Annotated in this window: 14 protein-coding genes; 7 read left to right on the top strand and 7 right to left on the bottom strand. The window is 69.6% G+C overall.

Going from position 1 to position 14,216, the window contains the following annotated elements; genetic code table 11:
• Positions 1-42 precede the first annotated feature (42 nt).
• Both BO221_RS22280 and BO221_RS22275 read right to left on the bottom strand, forming a co-directional pair.
• Positions 43-822, bottom strand: coding sequence for a GNAT family N-acetyltransferase (locus tag BO221_RS22280; RefSeq protein WP_073562503.1), 780 nt, complete (start codon positions 820-822; stop codon positions 43-45).
• A gap of 23 nt (positions 823-845) precedes the next feature.
• On the bottom strand, positions 846-2,000 hold the full coding sequence (locus BO221_RS22275; RefSeq protein ID WP_073562502.1) for an acyl-CoA dehydrogenase family protein: 1,155 nt from the start codon (positions 1,998-2,000) through the stop codon (positions 846-848).
• 179 nt (positions 2,001-2,179) lie between these two features.
• Between BO221_RS22275 and BO221_RS22270 the strand changes: the two genes are divergently transcribed.
• Positions 2,180-3,124: an NAD(P)-dependent oxidoreductase gene (locus tag BO221_RS22270; protein WP_073562501.1), complete on the top strand. Its 945-nt coding sequence runs from the start codon at positions 2,180-2,182 to the stop codon at positions 3,122-3,124.
• Between the two features lie 6 nt (positions 3,125-3,130).
• Here the strand turns inward: BO221_RS22270 and BO221_RS22265 are convergent, their stop codons facing one another.
• Positions 3,131-4,570 (bottom strand): carotenoid oxygenase family protein, encoded by a 1,440-nt coding sequence (locus BO221_RS22265; RefSeq protein WP_073562500.1) that lies wholly within the window; start codon positions 4,568-4,570, stop codon positions 3,131-3,133.
• A 163-nt stretch (positions 4,571-4,733) separates the two neighbouring features.
• On the opposite strand from BO221_RS22265, the gene BO221_RS22260 reads away from it, so the two are divergent.
• The 4 genes from BO221_RS22260 to BO221_RS22245 are packed head-to-tail and all read left to right on the top strand — an operon-like array spanning position 4,734 to position 8,079.
• Positions 4,734-5,864, top strand: a complete 1,131-nt coding sequence (locus BO221_RS22260; RefSeq protein WP_158079894.1) for a LamG domain-containing protein — start codon at positions 4,734-4,736, stop codon at positions 5,862-5,864.
• A 49-nt stretch (positions 5,865-5,913) separates the two neighbouring features.
• A complete protein-coding gene (locus BO221_RS22255) occupies positions 5,914-6,561 on the top strand; it encodes a TetR/AcrR family transcriptional regulator (protein ID WP_073562498.1) in 648 nt (215 codons plus the stop codon).
• A 32-nt stretch (positions 6,562-6,593) separates the two neighbouring features.
• Positions 6,594-7,928, top strand: a complete 1,335-nt coding sequence (locus BO221_RS22250) for a P1 family peptidase (RefSeq protein ID WP_073562497.1) — start codon at positions 6,594-6,596, stop codon at positions 7,926-7,928.
• A gap of 40 nt (positions 7,929-7,968) precedes the next feature.
• The gene (locus BO221_RS22245) at positions 7,969-8,079 is read left to right on the top strand and encodes a hypothetical protein (protein ID WP_047858218.1); all 111 of its coding nucleotides are present in this window, start codon (positions 7,969-7,971) and stop codon (positions 8,077-8,079) included.
• A gap of 48 nt (positions 8,080-8,127) precedes the next feature.
• On the opposite strand, the gene BO221_RS22240 is transcribed toward BO221_RS22245, so the two are convergent.
• Positions 8,128-8,622 carry a hypothetical protein gene (locus tag BO221_RS22240; protein ID WP_073562496.1) on the bottom strand — a complete coding sequence of 165 codons (495 nt, stop codon included), beginning with the start codon at positions 8,620-8,622 and terminating at the stop codon, positions 8,128-8,130.
• A gap of 115 nt (positions 8,623-8,737) precedes the next feature.
• Between BO221_RS22240 and BO221_RS22235 the strand changes: the two genes are divergently transcribed.
• Entirely contained in the window at positions 8,738-9,898 is a 1,161-nt protein-coding gene (locus BO221_RS22235) for an AI-2E family transporter (protein WP_073562495.1), read from the top strand.
• A 60-nt stretch (positions 9,899-9,958) separates the two neighbouring features.
• Complete coding sequence (locus BO221_RS22230) at positions 9,959-11,641, top strand: hypothetical protein (RefSeq protein ID WP_143195610.1); 1,683 nt, start codon at positions 9,959-9,961, stop codon at positions 11,639-11,641.
• Between the two features lie 37 nt (positions 11,642-11,678).
• Here BO221_RS22230 and BO221_RS22225 read toward each other — a convergent pair whose 3' ends face one another.
• The 3 genes from BO221_RS22225 to BO221_RS22215 form a co-directional block, all read right to left on the bottom strand.
• A complete protein-coding gene (locus BO221_RS22225; protein ID WP_073562494.1) occupies positions 11,679-12,419 on the bottom strand; it encodes a response regulator transcription factor in 741 nt (246 codons plus the stop codon).
• Positions 12,416-13,696 carry a sensor histidine kinase gene (locus BO221_RS22220; protein ID WP_073562493.1) on the bottom strand — a complete coding sequence of 427 codons (1,281 nt, stop codon included), beginning with the start codon at positions 13,694-13,696 and terminating at the stop codon, positions 12,416-12,418. The genes BO221_RS22225 and BO221_RS22220 overlap by 4 nt, the downstream gene beginning before the upstream one ends.
• Positions 13,697-13,787: 91 nt before the next feature.
• Positions 13,788-14,165, bottom strand: a complete 378-nt coding sequence (locus BO221_RS22215; protein WP_073562492.1) for a hypothetical protein — start codon at positions 14,163-14,165, stop codon at positions 13,788-13,790.
• Positions 14,166-14,216 lie beyond the last annotated feature (51 nt).

Here is a 14,216-nt window from a genome sequence, read left to right as displayed (position 1 = left end):
ACCTTCAGTCCCAACCCCCACTTCGAAGGGGGGGAGGGCGCCTCAGTCGTTGGTGAAGATGGGAAATCGGCAGAGCGTCTCGAAGCCGAAGCGTTCCAGCAGGGGCCCGGAGGTGCTCGCGCGGGAGTGGACGGTGGCGACGGGAATGCCCCGTCTGGCGGCGTAGCCCAGCCGCGCGGTGACGAGGGCCCGGTACAGTCCTCGCCCACGGAAGGCTGGGAGCACGACTCCCCCGAGCAGGTACACGGAGCGCTCGAAGGTGACGAGCCCCGACGTGCCCGCGGGCATCCCCCGATACCGTGCCAGGAAGAGTTCGTGGCGCCGGCCGGGGTGGTTCAGGATCAGCCGGTTGAACGCGGTGATCGGCCCCGGGTCCATCTCCCAGCCCTCGGCCATGGTCCGCGAGTACTCCTCCACCGTGTGCTCGTCCACCTGCTCCACGGTGATGTCCCCATCGGGAATGGCCGGTACCGAGGTCCCGCGAATCATCCCCAGCGTCTCGTTCCGGCGCAGGCCCCGGCGTTCGAGCCGCTCGGCCAGATCCGCGGGCCGGCAATCGGGCCCCACCGTCCAACGGAAGCGCAGCCCCAGCCGGCGGTATTGCTCCAGCGTTTCGTCGATGACGGCATCGGCCTCCTTCTCGTCCAGGGCCGAGTACGCCACCTCGTTGAGGCCTCCCTGGCGCAGCGAGGGCGTGATGAGCTGCAGCCAGCCCGGACGCTCGATGACCTGTGTGTCCGGCAGCGGGATGAAGGCTCTTCGGGGCGTTTCCAGCACCTCACGGAGGCGCTCGGCCCTGGTCTCGAGATCACCGGTCGGCATGGGCCGACGCTAACATGGCCCCCTCAGAGCATGACGGTGTTGGCTTCCACCCCGAGCAGGACGCTGCCAATGAGCTCCAGCGTGGACGGGGCCACCATGGCGTGCTGCGTGGCCACGTGGATGTCGCGCAGGCAGCGCTGCAACGGGCTGGCGCGGTAGACGGCCGTGCCTCCCGCCGCGTCGTACATCCGGTCCACCACGCGCGCGGCGCTCCGCATGGCGTGCGTATAGGACAGCCGCAGCTCCGCCCGGTGCTTCACCGTCACCTCACCGCGCGTGGCGGCCTCGAAGGTGGTGTTCACCGTCTCGAGCAGGAAGGCGCGCGCGGCACGCAGGGTGGCCTCGGCCTCGGCCACCGCCTCCTGCACCGCGGCCCTCTTGGCCAGCAACTGGCCACCGTGTGCCATGAGCTTCTTCTGGTGCGCCAGGGCCGTCAGCTCGTCGATGGCCCGGCGGGCGATTCCGAGCGCGACGGCCGGGATGCCCACCGCCAGCAGTCCGAAGGCGGGGAACGCGTAGAGGGGCCGGGCGATGCTCGGGCGCTCCGTGATGAGCGACATGCTTCGATCGGCGGGAACGAAGACATCCCGCACCTCCATGTCGCCGCTGCCCGTGCCGCACAGCCCCGAGGCGTGCCAGGTGTCGTGCAGCGTCACGTCCGAGCTGGGGAAGAGGAACAGGCGCACCTCGGGCACCGGCCCACGCATCTGGGGGGCACCGTCCTTCGTCACCACCGCGCCTCCCACCAGCCAGTGACAATTCTGGCTTCCACTGGCCCACGCCCAACGCCCGGTGACCCGGTAGCCGCCCTCGACGAGCTCGGCGCGGCCCATGGGGGCGGCCACTCCGCCGGTGATGACGTCCGGCGCATAGATGGCGCGGGCCTGCTGCTCGGGCAGCCACGCCGAGCACATGGCGGTGAGCGCGCCGATCATGACGCACCAGCCCGTCGAGCCGTCCGCCCGCGAGAGTGTCTCGACGGCCTCGACGACGGCGGCGGGGTGCAGTTCGAGGCCACCGTAGGCCTCGGGCACCACCATGCGGAAGAGCCCGGCCTGGGCCAGTTCCCGGGCGAGATCGGCCGGCAGCCGGCGGGCTGTTTCGATCTCCTCGGAGCGGGCGGCGATCCTGGGCGTGAGTTGGCGGACGGTGGCGAGCACGGCGGCGGAATTCGTCATGCCGGGAGCGTACGAGGAGCCCGGCCCCGCTTGCCAGTGATGCCCCCGTGCACCGCCTCCCTCCGGGCGCGCTCTTGTCGAACTTGTCCGACAGTTGGACAGGTTTCAAAGGACCGGGCCCGGAGGGTCCTCCTGCTCCCGGGATTCGCTTGTTATGTCTCCCCGAGGAGGAACGGGGCATGCGCATCTTCGTCGCGGGAGCCACCGGCGCCATGGGGATTCCGCTGGTGAAGCACCTGGTGGCGGCGGGCCATCAGGTGACGGGATTGACCCGGAGCGAGGCGAAGCGGCCTCTCCTGGAAGGACTGGGCGCCACGGCGGCGGTGGCCGATGTCTTCGATCGCGAGCGGCTCGGCACGGTGCTCCGCGAGGCCCGGCCCGACGCCGTCGTGCACCTGCTGACGGCCCTGCCCAAACAGGGTCCCAGGCGTCCAGCGGATCTCGTGGCCACCAATCGTCTGCGCACCGAGGGCACGAAGAACCTCGTCGAGGCGGCCATCTCGGCCGGGGCGCGGCGGCTCGTGGCCGAGTCCATCGTGCTCGTCTACGGCTATGGGGACCACGGCTTCGCGCCGCTGACCGAGGCACACCCGGTGGCCAGCTCCTCCCCCAGTCCCTGGCTCAAACCCACCATCGATGCCAGCCTGGTGCTCGAGGACACGGTGCTGTCAGCCGCGAGGGCAGGGCGGATCGAGGGCGTGGTCCTGCGCTTCGGCTTCATCTACGGCGCGGGTTCCGGTTCCACCGACGCGATGATCGGCATGGTGAGGAAGCGCTGGATGCCCCTGGTGGGTGATGGGAGTGGCGTCTGGTCGTGGATTCACGTCGATGACGCCGCCAGGGCGACACTGGCGGCCATCGAGCGGGGCAGAGCCGGCGAGGTGTACAACATCGTCGACGACGAGCCGGTGGCGTGGCGTGACTACCTCTCGCACTGTGCCCGGGTGCTCGGCGCGCCGGGTCCCTTCCGGGTGCCTGTCTGGCTCGTGCGGCTGGTGAGCCCCTACGCCTTCATCGTCCTCACGAGCCGGTTTCCCGTCGCCAACGACAAGGCCCGGCGCGAGCTCGACTGGCGGCCCATGTATCCGACGTATCGCGAAGGACTCGCCACCCTGGCTTCCTGATGGCCCCTACGCCGCTGGCACCCAGGTGCCGTGGAAGGTGAACGGGAAGCCATGGTCCAGCCAGGCGCGAGCCACCGGGCCCGCCTCCGGCGTCTTCGCGTCCAGCACCGCCACGTAGGTCTTGTCGCTCGCCGCGTCGTACGTCTGCGCCAGCAGCCAGCCATCGTCCTCGGCCGAGCCGCCCGGGCGCGGGATGAACATGGGCTCGGAGGCGTAGTGCTCGCGTCCCAGCGTCACCACCGTCTCCCGGCCCGTCTCCATGTCCACCTTCACGACCGTGTCCTGCGGCCCCCGCCACACCTCCTGCCCCGAGTGCGCCGCGAGGTACACGTAACGGTGGCGCGTCCCCGCGAGCAGCGGCGTGGCCCCGGGGAACTCGCAGCGCCGATCCGATACCTGCTCGGTGCGCAGCGTGCCCGCCTTCGGATCGATCGTCGTCCGGTGCAGCCGGCCCTGCGCGTCCGTGGAGGCCCACCCGTTGAGCTGCTCGGCCAGCCACTGGTTGCTGCCGAAGTCCGGGTAGCGCACCGAGTCCACCACGATGCGTCCTTCCTGCTCGAACGCATTGCCGAAGTGCCACGTGTGGAAGGGCTCCGCCTGGAAGCGCATCACCTTCGAGGGCTCGTCGATGGGGATGACGAGCACCTCCGTTCCCAGCTCCGGCCGCCACTCGAAGTTGTCCGAGATGCTGCCCAGGCCCAGCATCACCCGGAAGATGCCGATGCGGACCGGGGCCACGAAGAAGACCAGGTGCCGCTCGGTGGCGATGAAGTCGTGGATCATCACCAGCCCGGGCAGGGGCACGCTGCCCATCCGGCGGATGGCTCCCGCGTCGGGTACCTCATACAAGTCCAACTGGGGAACCCGCCCGTAGCGCACACCGAAGTTGTACGCCGCCCGCCGCGAGCCCACGCGATGCGGGTGCGCGGAGAAGGCCGGGCCCACCGCGCCCTCGAGCGTCGTCTCCCCGAGCGTGCGCAGATCCTCCAGGGACAGCTCCGTGGGCACGGTGGACTCCACCAGCGCGAACAGCCGCCCATTCCACGTCATCGCCGAGGTGTTGGCCGCGTTCTTCGGCTCGCCGAACATCCGGCGCCACAGCGAGGGCGCCGCCGTCCCATAGTTGCTGTAGAGGATTCTGCCCGCCTCGCGCTCGGCCCGGATGCTCGGGGTGTCGATCGCCCGGGCCGCTCCCCAGGCACCGCCCTCCCCGAAGCGCACCGCCAGCGCGCCTCCATCTCCGTCGAACCAGTGGCCATAGCGTTGTCCGCCCACGCCGAAGGTCACTGGACCCACTCGCACCAGCGTGCCCTTCAGCTCCTCGGGAAGCCGGCCCTCGAGCCGCATCGGCTGGAAGCCATGGCCCCCCGTGAAGTCGCGGTAGGCGTTGAGCCAGGACGGCTTGCCAGGAGAGGGCAGGGGGGCGGTGGCGGCACTCGGCGTCATGGAGCGATCATGGCCTTCCACCCGGGAGCACGACAAGGGAGCGAGGGCCCGCCTTCTCGTTCGTGGAGCGAACGGCACCCGGCCCTCCAGGGCATCACGTCCTTCCCCGCTCGTCTCCACCCTTGAAGTGCAAAACGCGCGGATGTCTTCAAGGGAGGCGCGCATGGTTCGCGGATTCGCCATTACCACGTCCACTTCCTCGATCCGGTTGGATGGTATGGGCCGGGGAGAGCTCACCTTCACGGTCTCCAATGCGCTGGGGCGTCCGGTGCGGGGCCGTGCCGTCGTCGAGCCCGAGGGCACGGCCTCGCGGGACTGGTTGGCGCTCGACGGGGAGGCCGAACGCGATTTCCCTCCCGATGGCACCCACCAGTACACCGTGAGGGTGAACGTTCCTCCTGGCACGCCCCAGGGGCAGCACGCGTTCCATCTCTCCATGGTGAACGTGGCCAATCCCGACGAGGAGTTTACCGTCGGGCCCTCCGCGAGCTTCCAGGTCCCGCTTCCCCAGGCTCCCGCGCCGAAGAAGAAGCTCCCCCTGGCGTGGATCGCGCTAGCCGCCGGCATCCTCGTCATCGCCCTGGGCACCTTCCTCGCGCTGCGTGGCGGTGGTGACGAAGACAAGGGCGTCGGCGGCGCGGGTGAGGCAGGGCAGGCCCCGGAGAAGAAGGCGTTCCTGAGCCTCGATGGCAAGCAGTCCTACGTCGAGCTGGGCAACCCGCGGGAGCTCATCTTCTTCGGCCCCATCACCATCGAGGCGTGGATCCGTCCGCGGTCCCTCAATGGCATCCGCAACATCGTGGTCCACGGCCACACCAACTCGCCGCAAGCCGAGGTCTATCTCCGCATCATCAACGGGAAGTACCAGGTCGGCTCCTTCAACGGGCAGGACTTCTCCACGAGCGCCGATGTTCCCCCCACGGATGTGGGCCGGTGGGTCTATCTGGCCGGCGTCTACGACGGCGCGCGCTGGGTCCTCTACCGGGATGGAGAGCTGGTGGCGTCCTCGCCCCAGACGCTCGGCGCCTTCTTCGTGGATGGGCCCTGGGGCATTGGCGCCCGGGGCGGCGGGCGCGAGCGCTTCTTCCAGGGCGACATCCGCGACGTGCGCATCTGGAACCTGCCCCGGGGCCAGCAGGAGGTCCGCGCGGACAAGGACCGGACCTTCAAGGGCGACGAGCAGGGCCTCGTCGGCTACTGGCCCTTGAACGAGGGTCAGGACGTCGTGGCCCGGGATCTCTCCCCCAGCAAGAACGATGGCCTCATCCGTGACGCCACCTGGGGCTCGGAGTGAGAAGTTTCCACCGTTCACATTAGGAGTGAACGGTGGTTACATTCGAGGCATGGCCACCCGTGGCACCCGGAAGAAGACGGCGGAGAAGCCCCACTACCACCATGGAGATCTGCGCCGGGCGCTGCTGGACGCGTCGCTGGCGCTCATTTCCGAGGAGGGCTTCGGGGCGCTGTCGCTCCGGGAGGTGGCCCGGCGGGCGGGGGTGACGCACGCGGCGCCCTACCGTCACTTCGAGGACAAGGAAGCGCTGCTGGTGGCCGTGGCCGAGGAGGGTTTCCGCGTCATGACGTCCCGGATGAGGGAGCGCATGGCCCGGGAGACGTCGCCCGATGGCCGTCTGGTGGCGTGCGGCGTGGCCTACGTGCTCTTCGCCATGGAGCACCCCGCGCACTTCCGGGTGATGTTCGGGCCGCACTTCACCCAGCCGCCCAAGCTGGGACCGCCCGGCGGGGACACGGATGCATTCGGGCTGCTGGTGGACTCCATCACCCAGGGCCAGCGGTCCGGCGTGTTCCACGAGGGCGAGCCGCTGATGCTCGCGCTGACGTGCTGGTCGCTGGTGCACGGACTGAGCTCGCTGATGGTGGACCGGAAGCTGGAGTTCTCGGGGGTCACCACCGCCGCACACGCCGAGGCGCTGGCCCTGGAACAGACGCGTCTGTTGCTACGAGGGCTGATGCGCGCGACGAGCAATTGACCGGGAGAGTGTCTCGGCTAGGTTGGCGCCCCATGGCCAACCCACTCCAGAGCGAGCCCACCGAGAAGCGCGTCCGAGCCCGGGAGCTGGGCCTCCCGCTAGGCCGGTTCAAGACGGGCCGGCACAACGCCATCACCGACGTGGAGGGCGTGCTCGTCGGGCACAGCACCATCATCCGGGGCGAGGGTCCGCTGCGGCCGGGCCATGGCCCCGTGCGCACGGGCGTCACCGCCATCCTCCCCAACCGCGGCAACATCTTCATGGAGCGGATGAACGGGGGCGGCTTCGTGCTCAACGGCGCCGGCGAGGTGGCCGGCATGACGCAGCTCATGGAGTGGGGCCTGGTGGAGACGCCCATGCTCCTCACCAACACCATGTCCGTGGGCGCCGCGTCCGACGCCCTGGCCCGCCACATGGTGGAGAAGTACCCGGGCATCGGTGACGAGCACGACGTCATCATCCCCATCGTCGGCGAGTGCGACGACAGCTACCTCAACGACATCTCCGGCCGGCACGTCCGGGCCGAGCACGTCTTCGAGGCCATCCGCAACGCCTCGGACGGCCCCGTGCCCGAGGGCAACGTGGGCGGCGGCACCGGCATGGTGACGTGCGACTTCAAGGGCGGCATCGGCACCGCCTCGCGCAAGCTCCCCGAGGCCCTCGGTGGCTACACCCTGGGCGTCCTCGTCATGTCCAACTTCGGCAAGATGCACAACCTGCGCGTGGGCGGCCTGCCCGTGGGCGAGGTGCTCGCCGAGAAGTTCAAGGACACGCCCCGGCGCGGGCAGACGTATGGCTCCATCATCGCCGTGGTGGCCACGGACGCCCCGTTGCTCAGTCATCAGATCAACCGCCTGTGCAAGCGCGTGTCGCTGGGCATCGGCCGGGTGGGCAGCTACGCGGCGCACGGCTCGGGGGAGATCGTCGTCGGCTTCTCCACCGCCAACATCATCCCGCGGCGCACCCAGAAGATGGTCTACAAGCTGAAGATCCTCCTGGATCAGCGCCTGGACCCCCTCTACGAGGCGGTGATGGAGGCCACCGAGGAGGCCATCCTCAACTCCATGTGCATGGCCACCTCCATGAAGGGGGTGAACGACAACTACTGCCCGGCGCTGCCGCTGGACGAGGTGCGGCGCTTCGTCCAGGCCTGCCGGCCCATCTTCGCCTCGGTGAAGAAGCGGCCCCAGCAGACGAGCGCCCCCGTGGGCCGGGACAAGCCGGCGGACGTGGATAAGGAGGGCGAGGTGACGGCCGGAGCGGTGCTCCCCACCGAGGTCCGGGGCGCCGAGGGCATCCCGTATCCCACCCGTCCGGCACCGGACGATATCGAGGACTCCTCATCCGGTGGATCTTCTGGTAGTTAGGCGCCCCTCGTTTGTCCTACCTCTCTCAGGAGACGCCTACATGGCCCGCAGCAAGAGCAAGCACCGCCGCGTTCAGAACAAGATCAAGCAGAAGTGGAAGCGTCAGTTCAAGCGCAAGGCGGCCAAGGCGGCCGAGGGCGAGAAGAAGTAATCTCGCTCGGTTGCCTCGGACCCGCTCCACGCGAGCACGCTCGCCTGCCTACTGGTGGGCCGCCGTGAAGGAGCGGGTCACCGAGCATCGCCGGGTGTTGCCGGCCGTGGTGCTCGAGTAGTTCCCCTGCCAGTCCCCCACCAGCCTGGGTACGCCGCCGTCCCCGATCGCGGGGATGTAGCGCCCCGAGAGCAGCGCCGAGTCGGGCCCCCGGGTCCCTCCGTCCATCTCCTGCCCCAGGTTGTTGCCCACCAGGTTGAAGTCGTACGTCGCGTAGAGCGTGCCGCGCAGCGTCATGCGATCCAGCGTCGCGGTGACGTCGCTGCCCTGCCGGCTGACGTCGATGGGACCCACGGGCAGATCCACCTGTACGCCATCGCAGGCGGAGGGGAGCGTCCCCGGGTCCAGGGCCAGGCCGTAGCGGCCCTCGATGGGTGGGCAATCGATGCAGCCCTGGGAAGGGCCCCCACACCCGGAGGCGACGAGCAGCACTCCGGAGAACGTGAGGGCGAAGGTAGGGAAGCGGAAGCGTCCAGAAGTCATGGATCATCTACCTCGGTCTGGAGCCCAGGCTTCCCGCTGGGAAGCGACGTTCCTACGTTCTGTCGCGTCCTGGGCGGGATGGCGTGGGGTGTGTCGTGGGGGTGGAGGGGTGGGCGTGACTGGGCTCGACACGAAGCGGTGGTCCAATCTTATCTTCGCCGGGCTCTTCGCCCTGGCGCTGATTCTCTTCTCGAGAATCCTGCTTCCTTTCCTGATGCCGGTGCTGTTGGGGGGCTTCCTGGTGGTGCTGTTCCGGCCACTGCAGGATGTCCTGTTCCGTACCCGGCTGAGAGCGTACCCCTCGCTGTGCGCCGGCCTGTCCACGGTGGCCGTCTTCCTGCTCATCCTGGTGCCGCTGGCGGTGGTGGGCTGGCTGGTGGCGCGCGAGGTGCTCGGGATGATGGAGCACGCGCAGGTGCTCCTGGACCGGATGGAGCAGGGCCAGCTCGCCGCGAGCCTGCCGAGGGGGCTGCGGCGCTACGTGCCGGCGAACCTGCACGGCTCGCAGACGGAGCAGGTGCTGATGGGGGCGATCACCAGCGGGGCCTCGGTGCTCAAGGACGTGCTGGGGGCCGGCACGGCGCTGATCATCGATTTGTTCCTGATGGCGGTGGCCATGTACTACTTCTTCCTGGATGGCCGCCGCCTGTGGGCCGAGTCCACGCAGCTGGTGCCGCTGGACAAGCGCTACATCCAGGCGTTCGCGCAGGAGTTCACCGACGTGGCGCACGCCATCGTCTACGGCAACACCATCACCGCCTTCGTGCAGGGGGCCATGGGGATGGTGGGGCTGCTGCTGGTGAAGGTGCCGCACGCGGGGGTGTGGGGCGCGGCCATGGTGCTGGTGTCGCTGGTGCCGGTGGGTGGCACGGCGCTCGTCTGGGGCCCCATCGGGGTGGTGCTGTGCATGGCGGGCAAGGTGAACGAGGGCGTCTTCCTGCTCGCCTGGGGCGCCTTCGTGGTGGGCAGCATCGACAACGTCATCCGGCCGAAGCTGTGCGGCTCGCGCATGGCGCTCCACCCGCTGCTGGTCTTCCTGTCCATGTTCGGCGGGCTGGCGGTGTTCGGGATGATGGGGCTGCTGGTGGGGCCGCTCATCGCCTCGCTCTTCATGGCCATGGTGCGCATCTACCGGCGGGACTTCCTGGGCCTCCAGCCGGCCGTGGTGCCGGCGGTGTCCGCCCCCGAGCCCGCGCCGATGTCCGTGGCGGTGCCGCAGCCGGTTCCGGCGCCCCAGCCAGTGATCGCTCCAGGACCAACGGTCGCCGAGGTCTGAGGCCCGGCCTCCACGAGCCTGGACAAGCGCCCACACGCTGGGTGAGTCTGCTGGCCATCCATGATGGCCTCTGGACGCTGGTTGTCTCGCTGGGGCGTGGTGTTGGCCCTGGCCCTGATGCTCACCTCGCAGGCCGCGCGCGCCGAGCGCGTGGCCGTCTCCGCGCTCGAAGGAGACAAGAACAACAAGCTGCGTGCCCAGGTGACGGGGCTGCTGCGCAAGACGCGCAAGGTGAAGGTGCTGCCACCCGCGGCCTGGGCGATGGCCGCCGCGAAGCAGAAGCTGCGAGGCCCCGCCTCGGTGGATCCCCGGGCGGTGGCTCGTCTGGCGCCGAAGCTCAAGGTGGACGCCGTGCTCACGGGCTCGGCGGGGCGGACCTACAGCACCTTCAACGCCCGGCTGCTCGACGAGACGGGCCGGGAGGTGTGGTCCGGGGAGTTCGTGCTGCAGCGCGGGCTGTTGCCGAAGTACGAGGCCCAGAAGTTCACCCGGGCGGTGCTCGAGGCGGTGAAGACCTCGAACCAGCCCGCGCCCGAGCCGCCCGTGGCCGCGCAGGAGGCTCCCAAGCCGCCAGGGCCCGTGGTGGGTGCCACGCCCGAGCCCCAGCCGGCGCCCGTGGTGGAGCCGCCCGCGCCCCAGCCCCATGCCGCGAACCAGGGTGAGCCGGAGGCGATGAAGCCGGCCCCCCTGATGGAGTCCGCGCCGCCACCCGCGAAGGGGACCGCCTCCGCTCCGAGGGCCGAGGCCACCCCTCCAGCGCCGAAGCCGGTGCTCGTTCCGGAGTCGAAGCCCGAGCCCGTGCCCGCCTGGGAGGAGCTGGACGAGGAGTCGCACACGTACCTCACGGAGCTCGAGGGCAGTGGCGGAGGATTCCCAGAGGAGGGAGGGAGCGCTTCGGCCGCGGGGCGGATGCCTCCGCGGGTGAAGGTGCAGCTCGGGGCGGCGGTGACGTGGCGCCGGTACTGCGCCCGGCCGGGCGTGATGGCGTCGTGCAGCGAGTACGATGCCCTGCCTCCGGAGCAGCAGACGGGGGACATCTCGGACTTCACTTCCAATGCGCCGTACGTGGGGCTCGCCGCGGAGGCGGAGGTGTTCCCGCTGGCGCACTGGCCCACGCTGGTGCGCGGCGTGGGGCTCACGCTGGGCTATCAGCGCAGCTTCGCCCGGACGACGGTGCAGGTGTCGACGCCCGTTGGCGAGACGCCCGAGCGCGAGGTGTACGCGACGGACACGGCCTATGGGGCCATGCTGGCCTGGCGCTACTTCTTCGACCTGGGGACGCAGGAGACGCCGCTGTGGGGCCACGCCGGGGTGCGGCTGGGGGCACGCGGCCGGGAGTTCGACGTGGGCGAGCGGATGGAGACGCCGTTGCCGGTGGTGCACCGCTTCTACCCGGCGGTGGGGGTGGACGTGTCGGTGCCGCTGATGCGCGCGGTGCGCATCGAGGGCTCGGGCCAGTTCTTCTTCCAGCCCACCCCCGGGCAGTCGCTCTGGGGGGATCCGGATGGCTCGCTGGTGGCCGAAGTGCGCGACTACGGCGACTCGGTGTCGAGCCTGGGCTGGGCGGCGGAGCTGGGCGTGGCGGGAGACCTGTGGGGCCCGTTCGGCTACTCCGTGCGCTTCCGGCTGGAGTCCTACAAGGATCGCTTCACGGGGCAGGGCTCCCGGCGCGGCTGGACGGATGGCGGCGTGGCCGAGGAGTCCTACTCGAGCATCCTCGGGGGCATCACCGCCGCCTGGTGAGATTCCGGGGAAGAGGCCGGGGGAATGCCCCGGCCCGTCACACCGAGATGAGGCCCTTGCGGATGCCCTCGGTGACGGCCTCCACGCGGTTGGTGACCTCGAGCTTGCGGTAGATGTGCTCGAGGTGGGTGCGGATGGTGGCCTTGGAGAGGTTGAGCAGCCGGGCCGCCTCGCTGTTGGACACGCCCTTGGCGATGAGCTGGAGCAGCTCCGTCTCGCGATTGGAGAGCGGCTTGAGCAGGGGCTCGCTGGCCTCGGAGGAGGCGGGCGGCGTGGCGGACCCGGGCGCGGGAGGTGGGGCCACGGGCTCGGTGGGCACGGGGCTGGAGTCCGGCTCCACGCGGAAGTGGCGCAGCAGCCGGCGCGCCAGGCTGGGCTGGATGACGGTGCCACCGGCGCGCACTTCCTTGATGGCCTCGATGATCTTGTCCGCGGGCGTGCCCTTGAGCAGGTAGCCCGAGGCGCCGGCCTTCACCGCCTCGAGGACTCTGTCCTCCTCGTCGAAGATGGTGAAGATGAGGATCTCCACCTGGGGCCAGCGCGCCTTGACCTCGCGGGTGACGTCGATGCCGCTCATGCGCGGCAGGCCCAGGTCCAGCAGGAGGACGTCCGGGGTGACGCGGGGCACCTCCTCGAGCGCGGCCTCGCCGGACAGCGCGGTGCCCACGATGGTGATGTCCTGGTTGCTCTCGAGCAGGCGGAGCTGGTTCTTGAGGATCTTCGTCTGATCCTCGACGACGAAGACGCGGATGGGGGAGGGCGCGATCGCTTCGGTCATGGGCTGGAGGGGAGGGAGAAGGATACGCGGGTGCCGTTACCAGGCGCTGAGTCCACGATGAGGGTACCGCCGAGCTTCATGGCCCGCTCGCGCATGTTGAGCAGGCCGTAGTGGCCGCGAGGCGTCTGCTTGGGCTCGAAGCCCTTGCCGTCGTCGCGGACGGAGAGGTGCACCTTGTCCAGGTCGTAGTCGAGCTTCACCTGCACCTGCTTGGGTTGGGCGTGCTTGACGGCGTTGGACAGGCACTCCTGGAGGATGCGGAAGAGGGCGAGCTGCGCATCCGGGGACAGCTTGCGCGGCAGGCCGGTGCGCTCGAAGCGCAGGTCCACCTGGGTGCGCAGGCCGAACGTCTTCACGTAGTCCTCGAGCCCCTGGGTCAGCTCGAAGTCCTCGCGCATCATCTGCAGGTTGCGGCGCAGCTCCTCGATGGACTCCTCGGCGGTGTTCTTCAGCTCCTGGATTTCCGAGCGCAGGGAGTCCTCCCTGGCCATGCCGAGGATGTACTCGGCCTGGATGATCATCGAGGAGAGCGAGGCGCCCAGGCCATCGTGGATCTCCCGGGCCAGGCGGCTGCGCTCCTCGACCACGGCCAGCTCCTTGAGATCGCCCTGGAGCTCCACCACCTCGCGGTGGGAGGCGGCCTCGCGCTCGCTGAGGTACACGAGCACATAGACGATGGTGAAGTTGAGCGCCGAGTACCAGAGGACGGTGAGCACCTCGACGGCGGTGACCTCGCGGTTGAGGATCAGATCCAGCTGGGCGGTGATGGGCAGCGCCAGCATGGAGGGAATGAGTGCCAGCGGCTTGGGGAAGAGGATGGCGAAGAGGGTGGTGAAAACCAGCTGCGTACCGAGCAGCGGGCTCTGCAGACCTCCGCCCACCTGGGGCTTGACGATGAGCACCACCGTGATGAGCAGATCGAAGCACAGGGTGATGTACGTCACCCACCGGCCGGCCTTGGGGTGATCGATGACCGTGTAGTTCGCGACGCTGTAGAGCAGCATGGCGAAGTAGCCGGCGAAGGCGAAGTTGCCCTGGAAGTTGAAGTAACGGGACCAGGCGGGCACCGCGAGGATGGCCAGGCCCAGGGTGAGGAAGCAGAGGCGGGCGTAGAAGAGGGCGCGGGCCCGGGCCACGAAGCGATCCTGCTCCCAGGAAGCGGCGGCCTGCTCGGCGGAGATGTTGTCGGTGAGCTTGCGCCGCTCGAGCACCGCGCGCACGCGAGCACGCCGGTGCGAGTCGGGATTGTCGTCTTCGAGCGCCAGAGCGGGTTCCATCGGACCGGCAGCTTAAGGGACCTGCCGGGTTTTCGGGAATACCACCACTCTTGAAGACGCCTGCCCCCCTGGTGTTGGGGGGCGGCGGGGACTACTGGGCGCTCGGGGTGGCGCAGGCCTTGCGGGCCTCGGGCTGGCGCTCGAAGACGAACTCGAGCCGGTCCCGGGACTCGCCAGTGGCCTCGTTGAAGAGCGGGGTGCCACCCGCGTACATGGTGCCCTCGGCGTTGCCGTAGCGGTCCAGCTTGCGCTCCTGGAGCCAGCGGTCCACGCAGGCCTCCACGGCGGCCTCGGTGCCCCCCTGCACCTTGGTGCCGGAGTCGGCGGGGGCGGTGAGGGAGGCCCCGCTCGAGCCGGTCTGTCCAGCATCGTTGGCGGCGGGGTTGTCGGCGGGCTGGTTCTCCCCGGTCTTCTTGGGGCAGCCGGTGGCGAGCAGGGCGACGGCGAGGAGGGCGAGCGCGTGTCTCATGGGTCCTCTGGACAAGGCGGGTGAACGTATCGGGGTGGCGACGAAGCGGGG

The sequence above is a fragment of the Archangium sp. Cb G35 genome (assembly GCF_001896145.1).
Taxonomy (GTDB): domain Bacteria; phylum Myxococcota; class Myxococcia; order Myxococcales; family Myxococcaceae; genus Archangium; species Archangium violaceum.
Note: the sequence above shows the minus strand (reverse complement) of the source record. Positions and strands in the feature narration are given on the sequence as shown.